The sequence below is a fragment of the Arthrobacter sp. ZGTC212 genome, assembly GCF_002929255.1.
In the GTDB taxonomy this organism is placed as follows: Bacteria; Actinomycetota; Actinomycetes; order Actinomycetales; family Micrococcaceae; genus Arthrobacter_B; species Arthrobacter_B sunyaminii.
The window spans coordinates 1,118,074-1,142,959 of the sequence record NZ_PJIJ01000001.1 but is presented as its reverse complement, the minus strand read 5'-3'; the positions used below and the strand labels follow the sequence as shown (position 1 = coordinate 1,142,959).

At 65.3% G+C, this 24,886-nt stretch carries 20 protein-coding genes, 1 tRNA gene and 1 pseudogene; 11 read left to right on the top strand and 11 right to left on the bottom strand.

What is annotated here, in order from left to right:
* The first annotated feature begins 6 nt into the window (after window positions 1–6).
* The 4 genes from CXQ89_RS05580 to CXQ89_RS05565 all read left to right on the top strand — a co-directional run bounded on the left by CXQ89_RS05580 (window position 7) and on the right by CXQ89_RS05565 (window position 3,232).
* Complete coding sequence (locus CXQ89_RS05580) at window positions 7–807, top strand: trans-aconitate 2-methyltransferase (protein ID WP_104052565.1); 801 nt, start codon at window positions 7–9, stop codon at window positions 805–807.
* A 117-nt stretch (window positions 808–924) separates the two neighbouring features.
* On the top strand, window positions 925–1,575 hold the full coding sequence (gene sigK / locus CXQ89_RS05575) for an ECF RNA polymerase sigma factor SigK (protein WP_104052566.1): 651 nt from the start codon (window positions 925–927) through the stop codon (window positions 1,573–1,575).
* Entirely contained in the window at window positions 1,568–2,359 is a 792-nt protein-coding gene (locus tag CXQ89_RS05570) for an anti-sigma factor domain-containing protein (RefSeq protein ID WP_104160525.1), read from the top strand. Before sigK ends, CXQ89_RS05570 begins: the two co-directional genes overlap by 8 nt.
* A gap of 114 nt (window positions 2,360–2,473) precedes the next feature.
* Window positions 2,474–3,232: a TipAS antibiotic-recognition domain-containing protein gene (locus CXQ89_RS05565; RefSeq protein WP_258059882.1), complete on the top strand. Its 759-nt coding sequence runs from the start codon at window positions 2,474–2,476 to the stop codon at window positions 3,230–3,232.
* 72 nt (window positions 3,233–3,304) lie between these two features.
* Here CXQ89_RS05565 and CXQ89_RS05560 read toward each other — a convergent pair whose 3' ends face one another.
* The 4 genes from CXQ89_RS05560 to CXQ89_RS05545 all read right to left on the bottom strand — a co-directional run bounded on the left by CXQ89_RS05560 (window position 3,305) and on the right by CXQ89_RS05545 (window position 7,612).
* Entirely contained in the window at window positions 3,305–4,069 is a 765-nt protein-coding gene (locus CXQ89_RS05560) for a PIG-L deacetylase family protein (RefSeq protein WP_104160524.1), read from the bottom strand.
* A gap of 4 nt (window positions 4,070–4,073) precedes the next feature.
* The gene (locus CXQ89_RS05555; protein WP_104160523.1) at window positions 4,074–5,018 is read right to left on the bottom strand and encodes an electron transfer flavoprotein subunit alpha/FixB family protein; all 945 of its coding nucleotides are present in this window, start codon (window positions 5,016–5,018) and stop codon (window positions 4,074–4,076) included.
* A 56-nt stretch (window positions 5,019–5,074) separates the two neighbouring features.
* Window positions 5,075–5,923, bottom strand: coding sequence for an electron transfer flavoprotein subunit beta/FixA family protein (locus CXQ89_RS05550; RefSeq protein WP_104160522.1), 849 nt, complete (start codon window positions 5,921–5,923; stop codon window positions 5,075–5,077).
* A gap of 171 nt (window positions 5,924–6,094) precedes the next feature.
* Complete coding sequence (locus CXQ89_RS05545; protein WP_104052571.1) at window positions 6,095–7,612, bottom strand: S1C family serine protease; 1,518 nt, start codon at window positions 7,610–7,612, stop codon at window positions 6,095–6,097.
* Window positions 7,613–7,871: 259 nt separating this feature from the next.
* Here CXQ89_RS05545 and CXQ89_RS05540 point away from each other — a divergent pair, with 259 nt between their 5' ends.
* Complete coding sequence (locus CXQ89_RS05540) at window positions 7,872–9,911, top strand: TPM domain-containing protein (RefSeq protein ID WP_104160521.1); 2,040 nt, start codon at window positions 7,872–7,874, stop codon at window positions 9,909–9,911.
* A 111-nt stretch (window positions 9,912–10,022) separates the two neighbouring features.
* Complete coding sequence (locus CXQ89_RS05535; protein WP_104052573.1) at window positions 10,023–10,763, top strand: PspA/IM30 family protein; 741 nt, start codon at window positions 10,023–10,025, stop codon at window positions 10,761–10,763.
* Between the two features lie 249 nt (window positions 10,764–11,012).
* Here the strand turns inward: CXQ89_RS05535 and CXQ89_RS05530 are convergent.
* The 3 genes from CXQ89_RS05530 to CXQ89_RS05520 form a co-directional block, all read right to left on the bottom strand.
* Window positions 11,013–11,089 (bottom strand) — tRNA-Met (locus tag CXQ89_RS05530).
* A gap of 70 nt (window positions 11,090–11,159) precedes the next feature.
* Window positions 11,160–14,165 carry a UPF0182 family protein gene (locus CXQ89_RS05525; protein WP_104160520.1) on the bottom strand — a complete coding sequence of 1,002 codons (3,006 nt, stop codon included), beginning with the start codon at window positions 14,163–14,165 and terminating at the stop codon, window positions 11,160–11,162.
* Window positions 14,166–14,391: 226 nt separating this feature from the next.
* Complete coding sequence (locus tag CXQ89_RS05520) at window positions 14,392–15,558, bottom strand: PDZ domain-containing protein (protein WP_258059881.1); 1,167 nt, start codon at window positions 15,556–15,558, stop codon at window positions 14,392–14,394.
* A gap of 300 nt (window positions 15,559–15,858) precedes the next feature.
* Between CXQ89_RS05520 and CXQ89_RS05515 the strand changes: the two genes are divergently transcribed.
* On the top strand, window positions 15,859–17,307 hold the full coding sequence (locus tag CXQ89_RS05515) for a zinc-dependent metalloprotease (RefSeq protein WP_181032231.1): 1,449 nt from the start codon (window positions 15,859–15,861) through the stop codon (window positions 17,305–17,307).
* 46 nt (window positions 17,308–17,353) lie between these two features.
* Here the strand turns inward: CXQ89_RS05515 and CXQ89_RS05510 are convergent, their stop codons facing one another.
* Window positions 17,354–17,995: a M48 family metallopeptidase gene (locus tag CXQ89_RS05510; protein ID WP_104160517.1), complete on the bottom strand. Its 642-nt coding sequence runs from the start codon at window positions 17,993–17,995 to the stop codon at window positions 17,354–17,356.
* Window positions 17,996–18,130: 135 nt separating this feature from the next.
* Here CXQ89_RS05510 and CXQ89_RS05505 point away from each other — a divergent pair, with 135 nt between their 5' ends.
* A complete protein-coding gene (locus tag CXQ89_RS05505; RefSeq protein WP_104160516.1) occupies window positions 18,131–19,201 on the top strand; it encodes a ThiF family adenylyltransferase in 1,071 nt (356 codons plus the stop codon).
* A gap of 26 nt (window positions 19,202–19,227) precedes the next feature.
* Here CXQ89_RS05505 and CXQ89_RS05500 read toward each other — a convergent pair.
* Window positions 19,228–19,518: pseudogene (locus CXQ89_RS05500) on the bottom strand (manganese catalase family protein); the annotation flags it as partial.
* A gap of 117 nt (window positions 19,519–19,635) precedes the next feature.
* Here CXQ89_RS05500 and CXQ89_RS05495 point away from each other — a divergent pair.
* From CXQ89_RS05495 to CXQ89_RS05485, 3 genes are all read left to right on the top strand, one after another.
* Window positions 19,636–20,427 carry a GAF and ANTAR domain-containing protein gene (locus CXQ89_RS05495; RefSeq protein WP_181032230.1) on the top strand — a complete coding sequence of 264 codons (792 nt, stop codon included), beginning with the start codon at window positions 19,636–19,638 and terminating at the stop codon, window positions 20,425–20,427.
* A gap of 102 nt (window positions 20,428–20,529) precedes the next feature.
* On the top strand, window positions 20,530–21,102 hold the full coding sequence (locus CXQ89_RS05490) for a hypothetical protein (RefSeq protein WP_104160514.1): 573 nt from the start codon (window positions 20,530–20,532) through the stop codon (window positions 21,100–21,102).
* 162 nt (window positions 21,103–21,264) lie between these two features.
* A complete protein-coding gene (locus tag CXQ89_RS05485) occupies window positions 21,265–21,618 on the top strand; it encodes a hypothetical protein (protein WP_104160513.1) in 354 nt (117 codons plus the stop codon).
* A gap of 111 nt (window positions 21,619–21,729) precedes the next feature.
* Here CXQ89_RS05485 and CXQ89_RS05480 read toward each other — a convergent pair whose 3' ends face one another.
* Both CXQ89_RS05480 and nudC read right to left on the bottom strand, forming a co-directional pair.
* Complete coding sequence (locus CXQ89_RS05480) at window positions 21,730–23,847, bottom strand: ATP-dependent DNA helicase UvrD2 (RefSeq protein ID WP_104160512.1); 2,118 nt, start codon at window positions 23,845–23,847, stop codon at window positions 21,730–21,732.
* Window positions 23,844–24,806 carry an NAD(+) diphosphatase gene (gene nudC, locus CXQ89_RS05475; RefSeq protein ID WP_104160511.1) on the bottom strand — a complete coding sequence of 321 codons (963 nt, stop codon included), beginning with the start codon at window positions 24,804–24,806 and terminating at the stop codon, window positions 23,844–23,846. Before nudC ends, CXQ89_RS05480 begins: the two co-directional genes overlap by 4 nt.
* Window positions 24,807–24,886 lie beyond the last annotated feature (80 nt).

Below are 24,886 nucleotides of genomic sequence, written 5' to 3'. Positions count from 1 at the left end.
ACTCCCATGCCCGAGATCACGATTGGCTCCGCGTTCGACGACGGTGCCGCCGACTTTGAGCGCCTGGCACCTTCGCTCTGGAACCCGATGGGCAACGCCCTGGTGGCAGCTGCCGAGATTGAGGTTGGCCACAGGATCCTGGATGCGGGCTGCGGCACCGGAGCAACCACCATCCCCGCGGCACAGTACGCCGGCCCGGACGGGCGGGTGGACGGCGTCGATCTTTCGGCACAGATGCTGGCCCTGGCCCAGGCGAAAGCCAGCACCCTCTCCCTCGAGAATGTTGTCCTGCATCTGGGCGACGCCGGTGCGTGGACCGGGGACGAGCCGTACGACGTCGTGCTGTCCGCCTACTCGATCTTCTTCCTTCCGGACATGGACAAGGGAGCAGCTCACCTGGTCTCGAACCTGCGCCCGGGTGGCATGCTGGCCCTGAGCACGTGGGCGGAAGGTGCCCTGAGCCCGTTTACCGATCTTTTGGTGCAGGAGTGCCGGCGCGAGCGGCCCGAGCTGACGGGACTGATTTCCGGGGCACGGGACAACACCGAACGCCTGAACACGCCGGAGAAACTTACCGCTTGGCTCGAGGGTTTCGGACTCCAGGACATCAAGGTTCTCTCCACTCCGGCGCAGGTCCAGCTCAACCAGTCCCTGGCCTGGTCGCTGGTGATGGGCAGCGGACTGCGCTTCCTCCTGCCGGAGGACGAGGAAGCCGCGGCAAGGGTGAAGACCGCCTTCTTGGCGCAGTTGGGTGAGGAGTACAACCTGAATGCCGATACACTGATCGCCTCCGCCCGCCTCCCCTAGAATCCTTCGGGAACTGCCGCCGGGAGACCGCCCCATCCATTCCGCCTCCGGCAACGAATAGGGGGCATGGAAACTCAGGGAGCCGCAGCCACGGGTTTCCCCCTATGCTGGAAGCCTATGGACAAGCCGAACCAGGGACGGCCCTCCGCCGCGCAGGCCTCCATTCCGGAGCGCGCCGCCGAAGCCGCGCAGAACCACGGGCAACAGCCCGTCCCCCAGCCTTCGCTGGAGTCACTGCTGGCGGGGATTGCCGGCGGCAGCCGTGGTGATTTCGAGCGCTTCTATGCACTGACATCACGTCGTGTCTACGGGTTGGCCCGCCGGGTGCTCATTGATGCCGAGCTCAGCGAGGACACCACGCAGGAGGTCTACCTGCAGGTGTGGACCAGCGCTTCCCGCTTCGATCCCGCCGTCGGTTCGCCCCTGGCCTGGCTGCTGACGCTCGCCCACCGCCGCGCCGTTGACCGGGTCCGTTCCGAACAGAGTTCCGCCAACCGGGAGGCCCGTTTCGGCGCCGCCATGCAGGAACCGGACTATGACAATGTGGCGGACACCGTCGCTCAGCGGCTCGATGCCGAAGCGGTGGTGGAGTGTCTGGAGTCATTGACCGACACCCAGCGGGAATCGGTTCGCCTCGCCTACTACGGCGGATTCACCTACCGCGAGGTCGCGGAAAAACTGAATGCCGCAGTACCAACCATCAAGTCGCGGATCCGCGACGGACTCATACGACTGAAGAAATGTCTGGGGGTGCCCGCAAATGCCTGAAAACAGCTTTGATGCCTCCTCAGATGCCCTCTACACAGACTTGGCCGACGGCCGGCTGCTGGAATGGGCTGAGGTTTATGCCCTGAACGCCCTGCCCGACGACGACCGGCAGGCAGTGGATGCCGCCCTGGAACGGGCAGACCCGGGCGTCCGCCGGTCCTTCCTCCAGCGTGTCTGGGCCACGCGCGAAGCACTGGCCGGAGGCTACCGGGCCGAAGCCGCTCCGCCCGAAGACCTCTTGGAACGGATCATGGCCCGACTGCCGGAGCAGGAGGATTCCGCTCCCGCCCCGGATCCCGGCGACGAGCTTGCCGCCCGCCGCAGCCGCCGCCCACCCCTGGGCCGCGCCGGCCGCTGGATCCTTGCCGGCGCCGCAGCCGCCGCAATCATTGTGGGAGGCGTGACCGTCAGCAATCTTGGACAACCGGATTCGGTGAGCGAGGAAGTGCTGCAAGCCTCCGACGTGCAGCAGCGCACCATTGACCTTCCCACCGGAGGTACCGCGGAAGTGGCCACCTCCAAGGGCAAGGACGCCGCCGTCGTCACCCTCAGCGGAGTCCCGGCCCCGCCGGAAGGATCGGTCTACCAGATGTGGCGCGTCCCGGCCGACGGATCCGATCCGGTGTCGGTGGGTGTCATGACAGGCGAGGAAGTCTCCGGAACCAAGGCCACGGAGCTGACGGACATTGATCCCTACAGTGCGGTGGCGCTGACGGTGGAGCCCGACGGCGGTTCGCCGACGCCCACACCGCCCATCCTGCTGGTCATCCCCTTCGCGGCCTGAGCCCTTCGGCCGCTTGACGTTGACGCTGCGTCAACGCCTACCGTAAGGAGAAGCAGCCGGATCCCCCGGCTGCGCATCGCGGCAGGAGCTGAAAATGATGTCCAGGGGACGGCTGTGAAGTCCCGGCATGAGGATGCCTGGCCCATCACCGAGGTCGCACGCATGGCCGGGGTTTCGTCCCGGACGCTGCGCCATTACGAGGAACGCGGTTTGCTCTCCCCGGCTTTTACCGGCTCCAACGGATACCGGTTCTACCGGATGGAGGAATTGCTGCGGCTGCAGCGGATCCTGCTGCTGCGCCGGCTGGGTCTGGGACTGGACTCCATTCGATCCGTCCTGGCCGGGCAGATCGATGAGGCTGAGGCACTGGCGGTCCACCACCGGTGGCTGCAGGAGGAGAGCCGGCGCCTGGCGGAGATGGCGGCGACGGTACGGGCTACATTGGACACGCTGGCACAAGGAGGAACCATGGACGCGCAGGAACTGTTCCGGGGATTCGAAGAGAACCCCTATGAGGACGAAGCCCGGCAGCGCTGGGGCCATGCCCGGGTCGAGTCCAGCAAAGAAAAACTGGAATCGCTGGGAAAGGACCGGCAGCAGGAACTTCTGCAGGAGGCCCGAGCCATCAACGCGGAGCTTGCCGCCTGCCTGCGCGCCGGACTGGCACCGTCGGATCCTCAGGCCGGTGCCGTCGTCGCGCGCCATTACCGGTGGGTCTGCGCCGGCTGGACTCCCGACCGCGCAGCTTACAAGGGTCTGGGTGAGCTGTATGTGCAGGACAGCCGCTTCACCGCTTTTTACGACAATGAAGCTCAGGGGCTGGCAGCCTACCTGGCTGAGGCCATCGGTGCCTGGGCCGAGGCAAACCTGTAGCGGATCAAGGACCCCTTCCACCGGTACAGCACAAGGACGGCCGCGGTCGGCATGAGGGAGCCGGTACAGACGTCAGAACCCGGCGATGGTCTGCTCGGTGTTGACTCCCACCACATGAAAAACTTCGGCACTGGCTCCGTCGGCGAGCCCAAAACGGCGGGCGTTATCACGAAGCATGGACTTCACCGCAGCTTCCATCCTGCCAATGTCCGGATGCTGGCTGGCGTGTACCCGGATCGCTGCCAGTTTGGTTTCAACCAGCCCACTGATATCCACGGCATGGTTTTCCCGTTCCCGCGGAGCACCGTAGAACCACAGCCACGGGACCTTGAATGCTTCCAGGCCCTGTTCCGCCAGCCGCGGGAAGGCAAAGGGATTCTCCGCCGCCGGATATACCGCCCGGGTGACGATCTCGCCGCAGGCCAGATGGTCGGGATGGCTGGCCTGGATGCGGTCCCAGTTGCGTTCGGGGTGCATGGAAAGCACGACGTCGGGGCGGACTTCGCGGATCAGCGCGACAACCTGCTCCACCACTTCGGGGGTCACCGCCAGGAAGCCGTCGCGTTCACCCAGAAACCGGATGTCCCGCACACCGGCGAGTTCCGCGGCTGCCTGCTGTTCGCTGCTGCGCAGCTCCGTTACTTTGTTTCGGTCTCCGGGCTCGAAACCGCCGGCGTCACCGGCGGTCATGATGCAGTACGTGACCTCGGCTCCTGCCGCGGTCCAGCCCGCCACGGTTCCGGCGGCACCGAAGTCGATGTCGTCCGGATGGGCGGCGAAGGCCAGCACACGCTGCACCCGGGGAACCTCTTGCTCTTGTTCCTGTGCCTGGGTCATGGAATCAGGACCTGCGCTTCTTGATTTCCTCGGTGGCCTGCGGCAGGACTGAGAACACGTCCCCCACGATTCCGAAGTCCGCAATTTCAAACACGGGTGCATCGGCGTCCTTGTTGACCGCCACAATGACCTTTGCCGTCTGCATTCCGGCTTTCTGCTGAATGGCGCCGGAGATGCCTGCCGAGATGTAGAGCTGCGGAGAGACCGTCTTCCCGGTCTGGCCCACCTGGGCGGAGTGTTCAATCCAGCCGGCGTCGGTGGCTGCACGCGAGGCGCCCACGGCACCGCCCAGCGCGTCCGCGAGGTTTTCCACCGGCGTGAAGTCACCGTCCATTCCGCGTCCCCCCGCCACAATCACCCTGGCTTCGGAGAGTTCGGGACGGCCGCTGACCCGCTTCTCGGTGCGGCCCGTGACCCGTGCAGCGGGACCGGCGTCGGGGACGGCAACCCGGCGGCGTTCCGGAGCCGCGGGAGCCTGCGCCGGAACCGGCTCAACGCTGTTGGCTTTCACCGTGATGACGGGAATTCCGGCCTGTACCCGGCAGGTGGAGGTGTAGGACCCGGCCAGCACCGATTTCGTCACTGAAAAGTCCGGAGCAACGGCCACGGCGTCCGTAATGACGCCGGAACCCAGTTTTATGCCTGCACGGGCCGCCACCTCGCGGTCCTCGAAGGAATTCCCCAGCAGTACCCCTGCAGCGCCTGCGCTTTGCGCGGTTTCGGCCAGGAAGGCGGCCTTGGCCGCGATCAGGACGTCCGGCAGTTCCTCTGCGGGTTCGTAGACGGCTGCGACGCCGTAATCCCCCAGAGCCTGCAGCGCCTCATCGCTGAGGGCACGGGGGCTGGCCACCGCAGGCTCCCCCAGCCCGCGGGCAATGGTCAGCAATTCGCGGCTCGCCCGCGGCAGCGGCAGGCCCGGTACATCGATAAAGACGAGGACAGAGGCCATGGTGGGCTCTCCTTAGTGCTTCGGGCGCAGCCGGGGCAACGCCGGTGAAAGGATTGTCAGATCAGTTTGGAAGCGGCCAGGAAGTCCACCAGTGCAACCCCGGCGCTGCCGTCGTCGGTAATGATGGTTCCGGCTGAACGCGGCGGTCGGGGCGCGGAGGCGGCCACGGAGGTCCAGGACCCGGCCAACCCTGTTTGCTCCGGTTCGATGCCCAAATCCTGCAGGGAAAGAACCGTGATGGTCTTTTTCTTGGCGGCCATGATGCCCTTGAAATTGGGGTAGCGCGGTTCGTTGGCCTGATCAGTCACCGAAACCAGTGCCGGCAGCGGTGCTTCGAGCGTCTCCGAGAAGGAATCGCCGTCCCTGCGGGCACGGACCGCGGGAGCGCCGTCAACATCGCACACCTCAATCTCGGAGGCAAAGGTGATTTGAGCCAGCTGGAGACGCTCCGCCAGCTGCGCCGGAACCAGGGACGTCTCTCCGTCCGTGGACGCCATTCCCGTCAGCACCAGATCCGGCATTGCCGGGGCACCCGGCGCACCGGCGGCGTGCTGCACTGCCGCGGCGAGCACCAGCGAAGTTGCCGCGGCATCGGAACCGGCCAGAGCGGCGTCGTTCACGTGAACACCCTGGTAGGCACCCATCTGGAGGGACTTCTTCACCGCGTTAACCGCGGCATCCGGACCCATGGTCAGTGCAGTCACCATGTTCCCGGCCGACTGGCCCCCGCGCGCCTCGGCCAGCTGCAGCGCCGCTTCAAGGGCGTACTCGTCCAGCTCGGAGAGGATGCTCTCGGAACGGTCGAGCGTGTGAGCGGGACCGGAAAGGTGCCGGTCAAACTGGGCATCGGGCACGTGCTTTACCAGGACAACAATATTTAGCGGCCTGTCGGCTGATTCCTGCATGCGGAACCTTTCTGCGTGTGAGATCCTTCCGGACTCGGCTTCGCCGGGTCCGGGACCAGCCGCCGGGGCGGCAAACTTAAGCTAATCACACCGGGAGGCAGCCCCGTGCCCGCCCCCGAACACGGGCGGACCCGCCCTTCCCGAAGAAGAGCGGGTCCGTAGTGCATGGAGTTACTGGTCTGCGGAGTTGCCCAGCGTCACGTCCGTGCTGTCCGTGCGGCCGCCGCTGGTGTAATCGATGGTGACCTTGGTGTCTGCTGCCTGCATCCGGATGGCGGCGGTCAGGGACTGCGCATCGGTGACCGGGATTCCGTTTACTGCCGTAATGACGTCACCCTTTTTGAGTCCTGCCCGGGCCGCCGGGGTTCCGCTGGCCGGGTTCTCGGCCACCTCGGCGCCCACGGTAAAGGCCGAGGAGCTGGAGGCCACCGCCGGAGTGACCGAGACACCCAGGAAGCCGTGGGTCGCAGAGCCGCTGTCGATGATCTCATTGGCCACCCGTTCCGCGTAGCTCATCGGCACTGCGAAACCGACGCCGATACTTCCGCTGTCCTCGCTGGCGGACGCAATGGCCACGTTGACGCCGATGACCTCGCCCTCCGTGTTGACCAGTGCGCCGCCGGAGTTTCCGTGGTTGATCGCCGCGTCCGTCTGGATGACGTCCAGATAGATGGAGCCTTGAGCCGCACTTTGGCTTTGGCTGGACCCGTCCGGCGGAGCAAAACGGAACCCGTTGCCGTCATTGTCCTGGCCGGTTCCGCCGTCCGCCGGGGATTCCGGGGCCGCGGAAGACTGAACGCTGATGGTCCGGTTCAGCGTTGACACGATGCCGTCCGTTACCGTGCCCGCCAGTCCCAGTGGAGCACCGATGGCAATGACGGTGTCCCCCACGTTCAGGTCGTTTGAGTCACCCAGGCTGGCCGGGGTCAGGTCGGACGCGTCCACTTTGATGACAGCCAAATCGGAGACGGGGTCGGTTCCCACTACTGTGGCGGAGAACACACGGCCGTCATGGGTCTGAACTTCGACGGACGGGGATGCAGCAGTCCCGCCCAGAGTGACTACGTGCGTGTTGGTCAGGATGTGTCCCTCATCGTCCAGGATGATCCCGGAGCCAGTGCCGGAACTGCCGCTGGCGGAGACATCGATGGTGACAACGCTCGGCGAGGCTTTCACGGCGGCCGCAGTCACCGCGTTGACGCTGTCATCGTTGTTGACCACAACAGTCTGTGCCTGGCCTGTGCTTTGCGGAGAGGAATCGTTGTCCATCAGTGCGTCAGCACCCACTGCAACGCCGCCGCCCAGCAGACCGGCCAGCACCATGCCGGTGATCAGGGTGCCGGCTCCGAACCGACGCGGCGAACGCTCCTGCGCCGGCTGGTGACCGGAGCCGTAGGGATCCTGCCCGTAGCCGCCGGTCGAATAACCGCCGGTTGACCCTCCGCCGCCGTTACCGGTGGCGCCAAAGCTGCCGCCGTAACTGCTGCTGCCGGAGGCCGACGGCGCATGGGCAGGCGGCTGCTGGGGCGCCTGTGGCTGAGCATGCCTGGCCGCAGCATCGGGGAACTGCTGGGTCTGACCCTCGTTTGCCTCACCCGCCGCTGCACCCTCGGACGAAGCAGGCGGGGCAGGCGGACGGGGAGGAATCGGACGCTGCGGACCCTCGGTGCCCCCGTATTGCTCAGACATGTGCTGTCCTTTCCAAATCAATGTGCCCGTGGAAGTGTGAGGCTTCCTCAACTATGACAGTACTTTCTGTGACGATTGATGGAGGTTCCTGAACAGTTCCTGAAAGCTTGCCGAAAGACATCCAGCCTTCTCCATGGTGGACTCGGTATGTTGGCGAACAATAGAATCAAACCAGGAACCGGCCTTCCCCCGCGGAGGGACCGAATCCGGCGGAACGAAGCGCAGTTGCCACGCACCACACGATCCTGAGGACAAATTTATGCGGTTGAAGACCATGCGGCTAGCTGCCGTGCTCGGTTTGAGTGTCTCGGCGCTTCTGGTTCCGGCTGCAGCCGCTTCCGCGGTCCCTCCGGTGACCATTCCGCCCGGGCAGTTCCTGGTCGACGACGCCGGCGTCCTGGGCTCAGATGCCGGCGAGGTCCGGACAGCCATTTCCGAAGTGCGGCAGGACAGCCGCTACACCCTGTTTGTGGTGTACGTGGACGAGTTCACGAACCCCTCGGATCCCGTTGCCTGGGGAAACCAGGTTGTCGCGCAGAAGGGCATGAACTCTCAGGACGTACTGTTGAGCATTGCCACGGAAAGCCGGCAGATCAACGTCTCGGTCGCTGATAACAGTCCGCTGACGCAGGAGCAAGGCGACGCCGTTATTGATGCAGCCGCCGATCCGCTGGTTGGCAAGGAGAGCTTCACCTCCGAGGACTGGGCCGAAGCAGCTGTCAGCGCCGCGGATGCCCTCGAATCGGGCCGCACCGGCTCTTCCACCGGCTCCTCATCATCCTCCGGAGCAAGCCTTGCTCCGGTCATTTTGATTGGCGGGATCATCCTGCTCGGCGGCGGCGCAGCCTTCCTCTTCGTCCGCAGCAGGCGAAAGGGCGCACTCCCCGCCGGGCCGGCCAATTCAGGACCGCAGGAGCCGGTCGATCCGCTGGACGAACTGAGCGTGGAAGACCTGCGCAAGCGTGCCGGCAGCCTTCTGGTGGCCGCCGACGACGCCATCAAGTCCAGCGAGCAGGAACTGGCCTTCGCCATGGCTTCCTACGGTGATGACGCCGTCAAGACCTTCACCGAGGATCTTGCAGCAGCGAAGAACCACATGAGCGAGTCCTTCAAGATGCAGCAGCAGCTGGATGACCATATTCCGGACACCGAAGCCCAGCAGCGCACCTGGCTCAAGGACATCATCCGCCGCTGTGAAGCGGTCAATGAGTCCCTCCAGGCGCACAAGGAAGACTTTGATGCGCTCCGCGAGCTGGAGAAAAATGCACCCGCTGCGCTGAGCGCGGCCCGCAGCAGCGCACAGTCGGCGGGCGGGCGCCTGGAGGCAGCAGAGGCCTCCATCACCGGGCTCCGCCAGCGTTACGCCGATTCCGCCCTGGCCCAGATCGCGGACAACATCGAACAGGCACGCCAGCGGCTCGAATTCGTTGATAACGCCGAAGAAACAGCCCAGGCCAAGCTTGACGAAGGCGACACAGCCTCCGCCGTCGTAGCTGTCCGCGCGGCAGAGGAAAGCGTGCACCAGGCCAACGTCCTGCTGGATGCCATCGAGAAGACCGGACACGAACTCGACGCAGCGCGCAACGAATTGCAGCGTGCCGTCGCAGATGCCCGGCAGGACCTGGCCCAGGCCCGGGCCTTTGCAGCCAGCGGCGCCAACGCCGGACTCGCTGGACCGATGGCCGGAGTGGAAGCCGCGCTGGCTGCCATTGAGCGCGAATCCTCGGTTCGGAACAATCCCGTGGACCTGCTGCGGCGCTTGGAGACGGCCAACACACAGCTCGACAACGCCCTTGAGGGCATCCGGGACCGGCAGGAACAGGAACGCCGCGCCCGGGATGCCCTTCAGCATGCCGTCATGTCAGCCCAGGCGCAGATTTCGGGCACCTCCGACTACATCCGTGCGCGGCGCGGCGGTGTCGGCAGTGAGGCCAGGACCCGGCTTGCCGAAGCTGAGCGCAACCTCCAGCAGGCCATCGCCCTCCAGTCGTCCGACCCGGTCAGCGCTTTGGCCTACGCCCAGCAGGCCAATGCCTTGGCCGCGCAGGCAGCTGAGATGGCCCAGCAGGATGTCGACGGATTCGGCGGCGGCTTCGGCGGAGGCGGGGGCGGCATGTACGGCGGCCGTGGCGGCGGCTCAGGCCTCGGCGGAGCGATCCTGGGCGGCATCCTCATCGATTCCATCCTGCGCGGCGGAGGCGGCGGTTTCGGCGGCGGCGGTTGGGGCGGCGGCGGTTTCGGTGGCTTCGGCGGCGGCGGTGGCGGCGGCGGTTTCGGCGGCGGCGGCACCAGCTTCTAGGTCTAGGTTCGGGCTGTAAGCACAGCCGGTCACAGCAGGACGCAACATCAGTGAAGGTGCACCATCAGTTTTTTCAGCAGATTCAGTTCCACAAACCGAAAGGCAGACACCGTGGTAAAGCAGTCAATCTTTGGACGCATCACCCAGCTGGCCAAAGCCAACATCAACGCCATCCTGGATCAGGCCGAAGATCCGCAGAAGATGCTGGACCAGATGGTTCGGGACTACAGCAACAACATCGCTGAGGCTGAGAGCGCCGTTGCCCAGACCATCGGCAACCTGCGCATGCTTCAGGATGATTACAACGAGGACATCCAGAATGCCCGCAACTGGGGCAACAAGGCCCTTGCTGCCTCCCGGAAGGCTGACGAGTTCCGCGCCGCGGGCAACACAGCCGACGCGCAGAAGTTCGACAACCTGGCCAAGGTGGCAATTCAGCGCCAGATGGCGTCGGAGAACGAGGCCAAGGGTGCAGAACCCACGATCGCTTCGCAGGAAGAGATTGTGGAGCGGCTCAAGACCGGCCTGGACCAGATGAAGGGCAAGCTTAACCAGCTGCAGAGCAAGCGGGACGAGCTGATCGCGCGTGCCCGCAACGCGCACGCGCAGACCCAGATGCACGAAGCCATGAAGAGCATCGACGTCATGGACTCGACCTCGGAGGTTGGCCGCTTCGAAGAGAAGATCCGCCGCGAAGAAGCCCGCGTCCGCGGCGCAAACGAGCTTGCTGCGTCCAGCCTGGATGCACAGTTTGAGAGCCTTGAAGACCTGGGCGAGCAGACCGAGGTTGAGGCCCGTCTGGCCGCATTGAAGAGCTCCGGCTCCGGACAGTCCGCCATCGGCCAGAACTAAGAAACCACTAAGCGCCGCTGCTCGCGGCGCTGCCGGCCTACGGGCGGCACTCCCCTGCGGGAGTGCCGCCCGTCTCCGTTTACCGGGGCTTAGCCACCCCCGGCGGAGAAGCGCGCGCCGTCCGTGCCCGATTTCCCATGCCGCGGGTCTGATGGCACCAGTGCCGGGGAACAGGGGAAGTTCCCGGAAAGCAGAGAATCCCGGCTGGCATCTCTGCCAACCGGGATTCTCTGATGATTCTGTGTTATTTGGTTGCGGGGGCAAGATTTGAACTTGCGACCTCTGGGTTATGAGCCCAGCGAGCTACCGAACTGCTCCACCCCGCGGCGTGATAGTTAACTCTACCCGCCGCGGGGCCCGGCTGCAAATCGGCAGCCGGGCCGCAGCCTCAGCGCGTTAGTTACCCTCGGTGGGCGCGGGAGTCGCACCCTCCGTGGCACCGGTTTCCCCGCCGTCGGTTTCCCCGGCGGCAGCGTCCATGGCCTCCTGTGCAGAGATGGCGCGCTGGATTGCTGTGTTGAGCTTGTCCTGCGCCGCACCGTAGGCAGCGAAGTCGTTGTTTGCCAGTGCCGCCTGGCCTTCCTGGATGGCGGCTCCGGCATCAGCCAGAGCAGCGGCCAGGTCAGCAGCTGCCGTCGTGTCGCCCGGCACCTCGCCGGTCCCGGCGTCGGGGGTCTGGCCAACATTCTCGGAGTCACCGGTAATGGCACCGGAGTCACCGCCGAAGACCTGGTTCAGTGCTTCATCCAGTGTGGGAGCGAAGCCGACCGTCTCGCCGAAGTTCACGAGCACGCGCTGCAGCGTCGGGTAGGACGCGTCACCGGAAGACTGCACGTAAACGGGCTGCACGTAGAGCATGCCGCCGCCCACAGGCAGGGAGAGCAGGTTGCCGTTGATGACCTCGGAAGCACCCTGGCGCAGCAGGTTCAACGCGTTGGAAACCGTCGGGTCCGAGTTGAACCGGTTCTGGGCCTGGCCGGGACCGGGGACCACGGTGTCGGTGGGCAGCGACAGCAGCCGCAGCTTTCCGTAGTCCTCGCTCTTGACTCCCGCCTCGCCCGTGCCGGCATCAGCTTCGGCAGACAGGAAGCCGTACAGCACGTTGCGGGCTTCGCCGTTGGGCGACACAAACGGAATAAACGGAGTGGTCAGGGAGAACGCTGTGTCATCCTGGCCCGGCATCTGCAGGGACAGGTAATACGGAGGCTGCTTCACCTCGGCGTTGGCCACCGTGGGATCGTTCGGCACGGACCAGGCGTCGTCGTTCTTGAAGAACGAGTCCGCATTGGTGACGTGGTACTTGCCCATCAGCTCACGCTGGACCTTGAACTGGTCCTCCGGGTAGCGCACGTGCGACATCAGCTCGGCGGACATCTCGCTGTACGGCTTCAGCGTGGACGGGAAGACTGCCTGCCAGGACTGCAGCAGCGGATCCTTGTCGTCCCAGGCGTACAGGGTGACGGAACCGTCGTAGGCATCGACGGTGGCCTTGACCGCGTTGCGGATGTAGTTCACCTTGTCCGCCGGAAGGGCTGCGGCACCCGTGGTGAGGGAGTCAGTGGTGGCTGCCTGCAGTTCCTGCTGGGTGGAGTAGGGGAAGTACTTGCTGGTGGTGTAGCCATCCACAATCCACTGGACCCGGCCGTCGACGACCGCCGGGTAGGCGTTGCCGTCCACCGTCAGGTAAGGAGCAACCTTTTCGACGCGTTCGCGGGGATCGCGGTCGTAGAGGATCTGCGACTCGGGGTTGATGGCGTCCGAGAGCAGCATTTCGGTGGACTGGAACTTGATGGCGTAGACCAGCTGGTTGAACAAATTGCCCACGCTGGGTCCGCCGTCGCCGTCGAACGTTGTCTGGGACTCGGTGTCCGAGTCGCCCGTCTGCGGGCGGTCGATTTCCTGCGGTGCCGAACCCTCGGGTGCACCGACCACCGAGTAGTCGGGTGAGGATTCGCCGAAGTAGATCCGGGGTTCGTAGTCGCCCAGAACGCCGCTGGAGGGGATGCCGGATTCCATGAAGCTGGGCTTGCCGTCGGCCTGGACCGTTGATCCGCGGGCCGCAACGACGCCGTAGCCGTGCGTATAGAGAATGTGTTCGTTGACCCAGCCGTCGGGAACGCCGTCGATGTTCAGTTCACGGACTGCAATCACCGTGTCCTGGGTTTCGCCGTCGATGTCGTAGCGGTCCACGTTCAGTGTTTCCGGGAACTGGTAGTACTGACGGAACTGCTGCAGCTGCGAGAACGCCGGGGACACGACGTTCGGATCCAGCAGGCGGATGTTGGAGGTGGTACCTGAATCAGCGGCCAGCGCGCCGGCATTTGCCTCAACCGTGGCCTTGTAGTCGATGACTTCTGTTTCATCCAGGCCGTAGGCCTCACGCGTGAGATCAATGTTGCGCTGGATGTAGGGCGCTTCCTTGCTGAGCTCGGAGGGCTTTACCTGGTACTGCTGCACAATCCACGGGTAAACGCCGCCGGCAACAATGGCCGTGATGATGAGCATGGCCGTACCGATGATCGGCAGGCGCCACCGGCCGATGACCGCAGACACGATGAAGAGCAGCGCCACGATGACCGAGGCAACGGTGAGGATGGTCTTGGTGGGGATGACGGCTTCGACGTCGGTGTACAGGGCACCGGTCCAGGTCCTCGAGGTGCTCAGCAGGGTGTCGTAGCGGTCCAGCCAGAAGTTGGCGGCCTGCAGGAGCAGGAAGCTGGCCGCAATGACGGCAATGTGGATTCGCGCCTGGCGGGAGGTGAAGATGCCCTTTTCCTCCAGGCGGATGCCGCCGTAAAGGTAGTGGGTCAGCAGCCCGGCGATGCCCGAGATGACGACGACGCTGATGAGGAAGCCGACGATGAAGCCGATGAACGGCAGCTGTGTGAGGTAGAAGCTGAAGTCCAGGCCGAACTCGGGATCCTGCTGGCCAAAGTTGCGGCTGTTGAAGAACAGCAGCGCCTGCTGCCACATGGACATGGCGGCGGTGCCGGCGAACCCGCCAACGACGACGGGGATGCCGATCATCAGAAGCTTGCGGACAGGCTCAAGCTGGGCCTGGTAGCGGTTCAGGTTGTCCTGCAGTGCGCTGTCCGGGGCATAGACAGGCCGTGAGGCGTACGCGGCCCTAATGCTCAGGAAGACACACGCGGCCATCACGATGAAGGCACTGAGGAACATCGCGATTCGCGTCAGGTTTTCCTTGACGAAGACTTCGAGGTAGCCCAACTGGTTGTACCAGAGGACGTCCGCGTAGACCTGGGAGAAGTAGACGAATCCAATTACGAGGATCGCCACAACAATCAGTGTGGCAATCAGCGGGCTCGGTCCGCGCCGCTTGCCGGGGCGGGCGCCCGCGCTGGGGCTGGGTCGGGAAAATGGGCCATTAGGTCCGGAAGTCACTGTTACCTCATCGTTCGGTGCGTCGGTCCACGGCGCCTGCAACGGGTATTACAGGACATTTTTTCGTCCCCTTTGCAAGTTGCCGTGCTTTCTCATTCTGCCTTGTCTTTATTGCGGCGGGCCACCTGCCGGGCCTATCGGCAAGAACCTTTTCAAGATCGTGATGGGCCGCCCGGAAAATCCGGCGCCGTTTGGCAGCTATATTGCCGCCTTTTCCTGTCCGTCCCTAGTCCACCAAGCACTGTGCCAGACCGGCCGGGTCTGCTCCGGCGGCCAGATCCTCGACGGCGCTGCGGGCCTCATCCAGCGTGGCCACCCGGACCACGGCCAGCCCGTCCGGGATGTTCCCCACCACTTCACCACAGTTGTCGGCCGGTGCGAGGAAGAACTGCGCGCCGGCGTCGGACGCGCCCTCCATCTTCTGGGCAATTCCGCCAATGGCCCCGACCTTTCCAGCCGAGTCAATGGTTCCGGTTCCGGCAAAGTGCTTCCCTCCCGTCAGCTCTTCGGGGGTCAGCCGGTCAATGATGCCCAGGGCAAACATCATGCCGGCGGACGGGCCGCCCACGTTGTCCAGCGCGATGCTGACGTCGAAGGGGAACTCGAAACTCGTGGCGAGATAAATGCCGAGCTGATAGGAACCGGCATCACCGGGAGCGGGGGTAAGCGCCGCTGTCTGTTCCTCCCCGTCGCGCCGGTAGGTGACGTCCACCGGATCGCCGCCGCTTTCCTGCAGTTTGGTGCGGAGGGTGTCGATCCCGTCAATATCGGTGCCGTCCACCCGGATGAGGGTGTCTCCGGTCTGCAGCACGCCGGCGGCCGGCGAGTCCTCCACGAGATCCGCCACGGCGAGCTCCTCGGTGAAGGCGATGTCCAGTTCGCGCAGTGCCGCAGCAACGGCAGCCTCCTGGGAAGAGGTCATGGCTGCTGCATTCTGCTCATCAACCTCCTCGCCGGTGGTTCCGCGGGGGTAGACAAACTCCTCGGGAACCACGGAGTCTTCCGGGCTCAACCAGGCTCCAACGGCTTCCAGAAAGCTCATGGCGCTGCCCGGACCACCGGCAACATAGACCGTGGTGAGGTCCAGCTCGCCCTCTGTGGGGTAAGTGGTGGCACCGTCGATCTCGATGAGGGGCGAGTCTTCCCCGTTCCCCGTCTTCACGGTTCCGACGGTGTTGAAAGTGGGGCCGGGCGATTCCACCACATAGGGTGCCGGAAGGAACACGGCAACGGCGCCCAGAGCCAGAGTGAGCGCCCCCGAGATCACCAGCGCGCGTGACCGCGGGTCCCTGTGGCGGGCGTCGGGACGGGACGGCGGCGGCACGGGGCCGTTCCAGTCCGCCGGGTCATGCCCGCCGGCAGCGGGGTCGTGCGGAGTATCTGAGGGGCGCAAGTGGCCAACCCTTTTCTGCTGAGGCGGGAACCCGAGGCAACCCACAGAGGCTGAAACGGCGAAGACTGCCACCCAGCCTACGCCCGCGTGCTCTGCCCTGCAGGCATCCACGCCCAGGCGCTTTGCCAACAGCGAACGAATCGGGTGAACGCGGGACAGGCATACGGGCATGCCGGTAACGTAAGGAAACCATGGTCGCTGTTCGGCGGTCCATGGTTCGGGGCAGTTGCCGGCCGCTGGCCGGCTGACAATTCTGCACCTTGCAATGCACTTCAATCTTCCACAGGACCGGTGGTATCCATGAGCTCCAACCCTTCCGACTCCGGGGATACGCCCCAGGATCCGCTTTCCGAGATGCTTGCCAAGCTCTTCGGCGGCGCGGGTGCCGGCGGCATGGATCCGTCCGAGCTGGCAAAGGCAGCCGGGCTTCCCTCTGACCCCAATGCCATGGCCATGATCTTCCAGCAGGTCCAGGCAATGTTCAGCGCTCCTTCCGACGGCCCGGTCAACTGGCAGCTTGCCAAGGACAACGCCCGCCGTGTTGCTGCGGCAGACAGCGATCCCTCCGTGTCGGCTGCGCAGCGCCGCGAAGTCGACGAAGCCCTGCACCTCGCCCAGCTTTGGCTGGATCCGGTGACGGATTTTGCTTCCACGTCCACGCTGGGACAGGCCTGGAGCCGGGCCGAGTGGGTGGAAGCCACCATGGACTCCTGGAAGCGCCTGACGGAGCCGGTGGCGGTCAGCATTTCGCAGGCCCTCTCCAACGCCATCACCACTCAAATGCCCGAGGAAATGAAGGTCATGATGGGTGGGGCCTCCTCGATGCTCGCCAATATGGGCGGGGCCATGTTCGGAATCCAGCTTGGCCAGGCCATTGGCGCGCTTTCCAAGGAGGTTGTCAGCTCCACCGATATCGGTCTTCCGCTGGCTGCCGGAACCATGGCGCTGCTGCCGGCCAACGTGACCAAATTCGGTGAAGGCCTGGACGTTCCCGAGACCGAAATCCGGCTGTACCTGGCGGTCCGCGAAGCGGCCCACGCCCGGCTTTTCACCCACGCTCCATGGCTGGGTGCCCACCTCTTCGGTGCCATCGAAAGCTATGCACGCGGCATCCACATCGACATGTCCAAGATTGAGGAAGTGGCCCGGGACCTGGACCCGTCCAACCCGGAGTCCATCCAGGAAGCCCTCTCCGGCGGAGTCTTCCAACCCGAGCAGACGCCCGCGCAGGCAGCGGCACTGGAACGCCTGGAAACGGCCCTGGCACTGGTGGAAGGCTGGGTTGACGAGGTCACCGCAGCTGCCACGGTCAACCTGCCCTCCGCCGGTGCCCTGCGTGAGATGATCCGGCGGCGCCGTGCCAGCGGCGGTCCGGCAGAGCACACCTTCTCCTCGCTCGTTGGCCTTGAACTGCGGCCGCGCCGTCTTCGTGACGCCGCCGCCCTGTGGTCCCAGCTGCGTGAAGAGCGCGGTATCGAAGGCCGCGACGCTGTCTGGGAACACCCGGATCTCATTCCCACGTCCAAGGACCTGGATGACCCGCAGGGCTTCAGCAAGCGCCGTGAGCTGCTCGAGGCCTCGGATTCCGACGTGGACGCCGCTCTGCAGCGCCTGCTCGACGGCGGTTTTGACACGCCCGCTGAAGATCCCGCCGGCTCGGATGAAACACCGGATGACGGCGCGGACGAGGGACCCGTAAACGGTGAAGAAGGAAACGGTTCGGACGAGGGCGAAGCGCCCAAGCCCTGACCGGCCCTGACAGGCACGAATTGAAGAGCCGGGCGGCGGGCGAAAGCTAGTCGCCCGGCTCTTCGGCGCCCTGGTCCTCCTGCATGGCGCCGTCAAGCCCCCGCGCGGAGGCAAAGGCCGCCCCCTGAAGGTACGCCTTGGCAGTTTCGGTTTGCGGATAAGCCTCCAGCAGCTGCCAAAACGCGGCTGAATGGGAAGCCTCAATCAGGTGCGCCAATTCGTGCAGCAGCACATAATCCACCACCCACCCGGGCATTCCCTGCAGCTTGTCGGAAAGCCGAATGGTTCCCCGGGCCGGGGTGGCGGAGCCCCACCGGGAATTCTGGTTGCTGACCCACCGCACCGACACCGGCCGGGCAGCCCCGCCCAGATACCGCTGTGACAATTGGGCCGCACGCTCGGCAAGCTCATTGGCACGGGCCTGCGGATCGGGCAGCTGTGCCGGAGCCGTGCGCTGCTCAAGGCGCATCACCATGCGCTGGACCCACTCCGCTTCCTGCGCCGTAGTGAAGTGGCCGGGGATCGAAATGACCGCTTTTCCGTCCCGGAAGGCGGCGTTCACCGTACGCCTGCGCTTGGCTGAGCGCCGCACTTCAATGGGGATGCCGGTGCTGGTTACCGACGGCACGGCTGTCCCGCCGGAGCGGAGCCGGCGTTGTGCTGAGCGGGGTAAATCTCCTGAAGGCATGTCTTAACCCTAGGCGAGGCACCGGTGTGCACGCGCACCTGTGGATAACCGCTCCCTCTTTCCAACCGCATGCCAAGATGGCTCAGCAGGCCCATCCCGCCCGCTGCCGAGCGGATGTCCCCTTTGGAGGTTTCCATGCGGATCAACCCCGGAATTCATGTCCTGGTGCTCTCGCTGACAGCCCGCCAATTCGGGCTGGGGCCGGATGCTCTGGTGGTCCGCGGGCTGCAGGCGGGTGATGTGGAGTTTTTGGCGGTTCTCCGCGCCGGAGTCCCGGACGGTGCGGAGACTGCAGCCGCCCGGCAGTGCTCCGTCCCGGCACAGCGTGCCCGCGCCCTGGTCTCCGCCCTCTCCCCCGTACTTGTGTCGTATGCCGATACGGCGGAGCCGCCCGGGCAGGCTGTTCCGGCGCTGCGCCTCGAACGGCTGGCCGGGGATCTGGACCATTTGTCGGCGTCGTATCGGATGAATGCAGGCGCGTGTGCCCGTTCCCGTGCCCGTGCAGTGGTGGAGGTCAGCGGGCTAAGCCGCACCGGCGCCCTTCTTGCCCGCACTCTGGCCGGCGCCGGCGTCGGCACCCTGGTCCTGAGCGACCCCGGAGTGGTGCTGCCCTCCGATGTGGGCGCCGCCTATCCCCTCACTGATTTGGGAATGGGACGTGCGCAGGCAGTGAAACGGCACATTTACCGGTTGGATCCCACCGTGCAGGTTCTTCCCACCACCAGCCCGGAGCAAAGTCTGCGGGCGGGGAACCTGGACCTGGCGGTCGTGGTCGGCGGCCCACCCATTGCCGGACGCCAGACGGGCCTGCCAACGCGGGAACACCCCCTCCTGAGCGTGACTGTCCATGAGGCGGGCATAGACGTCGGGCCGCTGGTGGTTCCGGGGCTGACACCGTGCCTGGAATGTCTCGAGCTGCAGCTCATCGACGGCGACAGCACGTGGCACGACGCATCGGAGGCCTTGGGGCGGCAGCAGGTGGAGGCCAGGCCCGCCGGCGAGGAAACAGCCGGAGCCGTCTCTGCCGCCGGTACCGCTGCTGCCCAGGTGCTGTCCTTTCTGGACGGCGTGGTGCAACCGGTGACTTGGTCCGCTGTGCTTTCGCTGCGGGCGGCCGACGGATATGCCGGCCTGAAAAGACTTGCGTTCCACCCGAAGTGCGGCTGCCGGCTGCAACGGAAAAACACTCCGGCGCAGGCGTCCTAGCGCTTATTCGACGTCGTTGCTGACCACACCGGGCGGGCACCGGCTCCGGCCACCTTTTCGGGCAGCTGGGCGATCATGACGGCGAGCATCTCCACATGCCCCGTCTCCTCAGCCGCAATCCCGTAAAATAGATGTCGGTGCTTGCCGGACAGGTGCGAATTCCAGGACTGGAAGCCGTGCTGCATTACTACGGTAATTTCACCGTGCTGTCCGCCGAGCACTTCCTGAAGCTTTCGTGCGTAGACGGCATCCGGCTTATCCGGCGTTGCCTTGAACTGAAGTTCCTGCTTATGAAAAACACTATTCGCCTTTGTCAGGCCCGACAGTTGCGCCTCTGATGCCGACACCGGGCCGGGCCAGTGACTGACATCTGAACCGGCATGCAACTAATAAGCACACTTGGTAACGGCAGTAGGGGTGGAGAGGACCACCAAATGAAACAGATGCAGGGGATGCATACAGAGGTCAGGCATGCATTCGAGAGCCATGCCGGATCACCCGAGACCCTGGACAGCTTCTTGCTGGACCGGCTGGAAGACGTCATTCTCTCGAGCTGCACCGTCCCGGAATTCCTGCATCGGCTGGCCGTCCTCACGTCAGAGACTTTTTCGACGGACACCGACCCGATACTCACCGCCATAGCCCTGCTCCGGGACCGCAAGCCCGTCTGCATGGGGTTCAGCAGCGAGCCGCCCCCGTCCGTCGAAAAGCTGGAGTATGCCTTTCGCCGGGGACCGGCGAAAGCAGCCGTGAGCCAAGAGTCCACCGTGCACATATCCGACCTTTGGAACGACCCCGCCGGCGGTGCCTACGCCGACATCGGGCAGCAGCTTGGCGTGCGCTCCCTGATCTTCGTTCCCCTGAATCTCGACACCGAAGGACGTGCCGGGCTCACGCTGTACTCGGCCCGGCCAAACAGGTTCGATGCCGACGCCGTTTCCCGCGCCGAGGCGTACGGCCGCCGGATCCTCAAGCCGCTCCGCATCGCCGCACGCCTGGCGTCAAGGGAGGAGCAGTCCTCGGACCTGAGGGCGGCCATGGAGTCCCGCACCACCATCGATCTGGCAATGGGAATCGTGATGGGACAGAACCGCTGCGGCCAGGACGAAGCCTTCACCATCCTGCGGTCCGCCTGCAGCCGCCGCAACATAAAGCTCCGGGACCTGGCGGCTCTTTTGGTGGCCTCAGTGGGCGAAAGAGCGCCACGGACGCACTTCGATTCCTGACGCAGCCGTCCGTTCCTCCCGATTTGCTCCCGCCAAGGTCGGCCTTCTACGCTTAAAGCAGAGGCTCAGCAGTGCGCCCAGGAACTCTTCTTTTGGAGACCCGTGGAACATAAACTGCATGTCCTCGTCCAGCTTGATGCCGATCCCGCCGAGGCGGTCCTGCAAGTATCGGGCTGCCTGACGGCCGAAAGTTGCCAGGCCCTGCCTCCCATCGTTCACAAAGCCGCTGCCCTTCTCCACGGAAACCGGATCACGGTTGACCTGACACGGGCACGGCACATCGAACGGGAAGCTGTTTCCCTTCTGCGCAGCGGCACCGGCTTCGGCAAGTCCGAAGTCGTGGTCAAATGCCCGGATCTTCTGCCCCAATGCCCAGCACCGAAAACGGCCCCGCGGGCACACCGGGTGCATCACGAGCTATTCCCCGCCCACCGTCCCTCTGCGCTGTCGTGGATGGACCTGCCGACGGATCCACTGGACACCGAGGCTCTGGCAGCCCTTCCCCAGCGCACTCTGCAGGCCCTGACGGACCGGGTTTTTCACCAGTTGGATTCCGATCATCCATCTGCCTTCGCGCTCGAGTGGTACAGCGCGCTGTGCGGGGAATGGGCCCGTCGCACGGGACCCGGCGCAGGCCAAAGCACCACGAAGATCTACGACCACGAGTATCCGTAAGTCCCTGTGGCCCGGCACCCGGGACAGGGTTAAGGTCAAGGGTTACTCCTTAGTGGGGAGGAGTCTTTGATGTTCTGTCACGCAGCGGCGAATATCCTGCCCAGCGTCTCAGAGCACGTCATCAAGAGCGTTGGTAAACGACAGCGCGGCTAGGGGCAGAAGATGGTCTTCGAGGCAGTTGAGCCGGAGCAGCGGCAGTTGCTCAAGAAAGCGCTCGACGACGCCCGGCTGTGCGTGCCCGATGTGTGGATACAGTACGTCAGCCTCGGCGGCATTGTGGGCGAGTACGAAGTCGATGCCTACATCAACGGCTCTTTGTCGCTTCCTCCGCTGCAGCGGGACATCCTCGCCCATGCCGCGAACGAGCTCATCGACGAACTCCCGCCGCGTCCGCGCGCGCCGTACGGTGCCGACGTCGCCCGCACGCAGGCTGGCGGGCATCCGCTGGAAGACCCGCAATCCGCAGAGGAGCAGGGCTACGGACGCGGCCGCGGCTCGAACCCGGGCGAGGGCTAGCGTCCCGATACTCTTTCCGCGCACCAGGAACGCGAAGAGGCCGAAGCGGCAGGCGTTTCCGCGCCGACGCCGGAGACTGCAAACCCCTGTGACGTGACGCTGACGTGCCGGCTAGTTGTCCGCCAGCACCCGCAGCACGGCTTCTCCGTAGCGTTCCAGCTTGGACGGTCCGACACCGGGCAGGGTTGCCAGCCGGTTCAGCGACGGCGGGCGGTCCTCGGCTATGGCCACCAGCGTGGCGTCCGTAAAGACCACAAAGGCAGGAATCCCGGCCTCGGACGCGGCTTCACGGCGCCATTCCCGCAGGGCATCGAAGGTGCTCTCTTCATAGGTCACCGGGCATTCGCCGCAGCGGCCCACCTTCCGCTCGGCTCCGGTGGTGAGCAGGGTTCCGCAAACGCGGCACTTGGCCGGGCCGCTGGATTTGCGCCGTGCCGGAGCCTTGGGCGTAACAGTGCGCTGCAGGTCGCGGGGGGTCTGCGGCCGCAGGCCGTCCAGGAACCGGGACGGCTTGCGGTTGGCACGGCCGCCGGGGGTGCGGGCAGTGGACCAGGAAAGATGCAGGTGTTCCCGGGCACGGGTGATGCCCACATAGAGCAGACGCCGTTCTTCATCCACTGCCTCGGGGGTGTCCGCGAAGGAGATTGGCATCAGCCCTTCGCTCAGCCCCACCAGGAACACCGCATCCCATTCCAGGCCCTTGGCTGAGTGCAGCGAGGCCAGCGTAACGCCCTGGACCGTGGGGGCATGCTGCGCGGCGGCACGCTCGTCGAGCTCTGCAACAAAGTCCATCAGCGTGAAGATGGCATCGGGATCCTGTGTGCGGTTGGCGTGCAGTTCATCGGCCAGTGCCACCAGGGCTGCCAGTGACTCCCACTTTTCCCGCACGGCGCCGCCGCCGGCCGGAGCCTCAGGACTGTAGCCCAGGGACACCAGGATGTCCCGGACCAGCTGGGGCACCGGCTCGTTGCCCACCGAACGCGAGGCTGCCCGCAGTTGGAGCATGGCATCACGCACTTCGCGCCGTGCGAAGAACCGCTCCCCGCCGCGCAGCTGGTAGCCGATGCCGGCGGTGGCCAGCGCCTGCTCGTAGGCCTGGGACTGACCGTTGGTGCGGAAAAGGATGGCGATTTCCGCGGGCTTCACGCCGTCCTTGATCAGCGCCTTGATACGTTCGGCCACCGAGGCGGCTTCGGCGTCGTCGTCGGCGCATTCCGTAAAGGTGGGCTCGGGACCTGCCGGACGCTGGGCGATCAGTTCCAGCGGCTTGGGCCACGGCGGAGCGAACCGCGAGCGCTCCCCCTCCGCCGTGCGGGCGGCAAGGATCCGGTTGGCCAGTCCCACCACTTGGGGCGTGGAGCGGTAGTCCCGCACCAGTTTGACGATGGGAGCGTTGGGGAACCGAGACGGGAAACCCAGCAGGTGCTTGGACGTGGCGCCGGTGAACGAGTAGATGGTCTGGCTGGAGTCGCCCACCACGCACAGCTCGTCACGCCCGCCCAGCCACAGGTCCAGGAGCCGCTGCTGGAGAGGGGACACATCCTGGTACTCGTCCACCACGAAGTGGCGGTACTGGTCCCGCACGGTGGCGGCCACGCGTTCGTCCTCCTGCAGGATGCCCACGGTGATCAGCAGGACGTCCTCGAAGTCGATGACGTTGCGGTCCACCTTGACGTCTTCATAGGCCTGGAAGATGCGGGAAATGGTGATGAGGTCAAAACCTGCCGGAGCTTCACGTCCCTTGGCAGCGGACACATAGCTTTCCGGCGTCAGCATGGACACCTTGGCCCATTCGATCTCGGCGGCGACGTCCCGGATGGCGGCGCGGTCGGTGGAGAGCCTCAGGCGCCGGGCGGCTTCGGCAATGAACTGGGCCTTGTGGCTGAGCAGGTCCGGGAGCTGGCCGCCGACGGTCTGCGGCCAGAAGTACTGCAGCTGCTTCAGGGCAGCGGCGTGGAAGGTCTTGGCCTGCACTCCGCCGGCCCCCAGGTCCCGCAGGCGGGTACGCATCTCAGCCGCTGCGCGGGCGGTGAACGTCACGGCCAGGACACGCTGGGGCTTGTACACGCCGGTGTGCACCCCGTAAGCCATGCGGTGGGTAATGGCGCGGGTCTTACCGGTACCGGCACCCGCGAGGACACACAGCGGGCCGGTCAGGGAGGTGGCCACTTCACGCTGTTCATCATCCAGTCCGGCGAGGATTCGGGCTTCAACGGTGTCGCCGCTCATGCCTGCGCCTCGACCTCCGGTTCTGTGATCGGTCCTCCGTACCAGCGTTCAATCAGATTCCGTGCAATGGAGATCCCGCTGGCAATCGTAATTTCACCGCTGGCTACTGCCTCTCCCAGTTCTTCCCTGGTGAACCAGCGCACGTCTGAAATCTCAACGCCGTCGGGTGTCGTGGCGGTGTCCTCGGTGCGGGCGGTGAACCCCAGCATCAGGGAGCAGGGGAAGGGCCAGGGCTGTGAACCCAAATACTGCGGAGAGTGGACGGTCACCCCGGACTCTTCGGCCACCTCACGGATGACGGCCGCTTCCAGGGACTCTCCCGGCTCCACGAACCCGGCCAATGTGGAGTAGCGGTTGCCCTTCCATGCGGCAGCCGAGCCGAGCAGGATGCGGTCCTGCGGGTCGGTGATGGCCACGATGATCGCCGGATCCGTGCGGGGGAAATGCTGGCTGTTGTCCTGCGGGCAGCGGCGGACCCAGCCGCCCTGCTCGGGAACGGTGGCGGCACCGCAGCGCGGGCAGTGAGTGTGGGCGGCATGCCAGTTGGAGACGGCAGCTGCCTCCACGAAAAGGGCGGCGTCCAGCTCACCCAGGAGGACGGCGACTTCGCGCAGCGATGCCCAGCGGGCGCCGTCGATCTCCAGCAGCGGATCTTCCTGAGCCAAAGTCACCAGTACGACGTCGGTGCCTGCCGGCTCCTGCGCGTCCGCCAGAGTGCGGCCAAGGTAGATGGGCACGTCCCCAAATCCGGTCTCCGCGACCGGGGCGAGCACCACCTCGGTGCTGTTGATCAGGGCCTTGCCCCCGGCCATGTACATGACGCGGGTGGCGGGATTTGTGCGGATCTGTTCAAAGAGGTCCGCGGCGACACGGCGGTCCGAACCGCGGTCCACTGCTGTGCGGGCCAGCGGCAATAATCCTAAAGGGGGTACAACTGCTACCGGTGCTGAGCTGCTCATGTTCCTACCGTACTGACTTGCACCCCCCAACCTGTAGTTCGCCCCCGGACTACCCGCCCGGCTGAGTTATTGCTCACGCA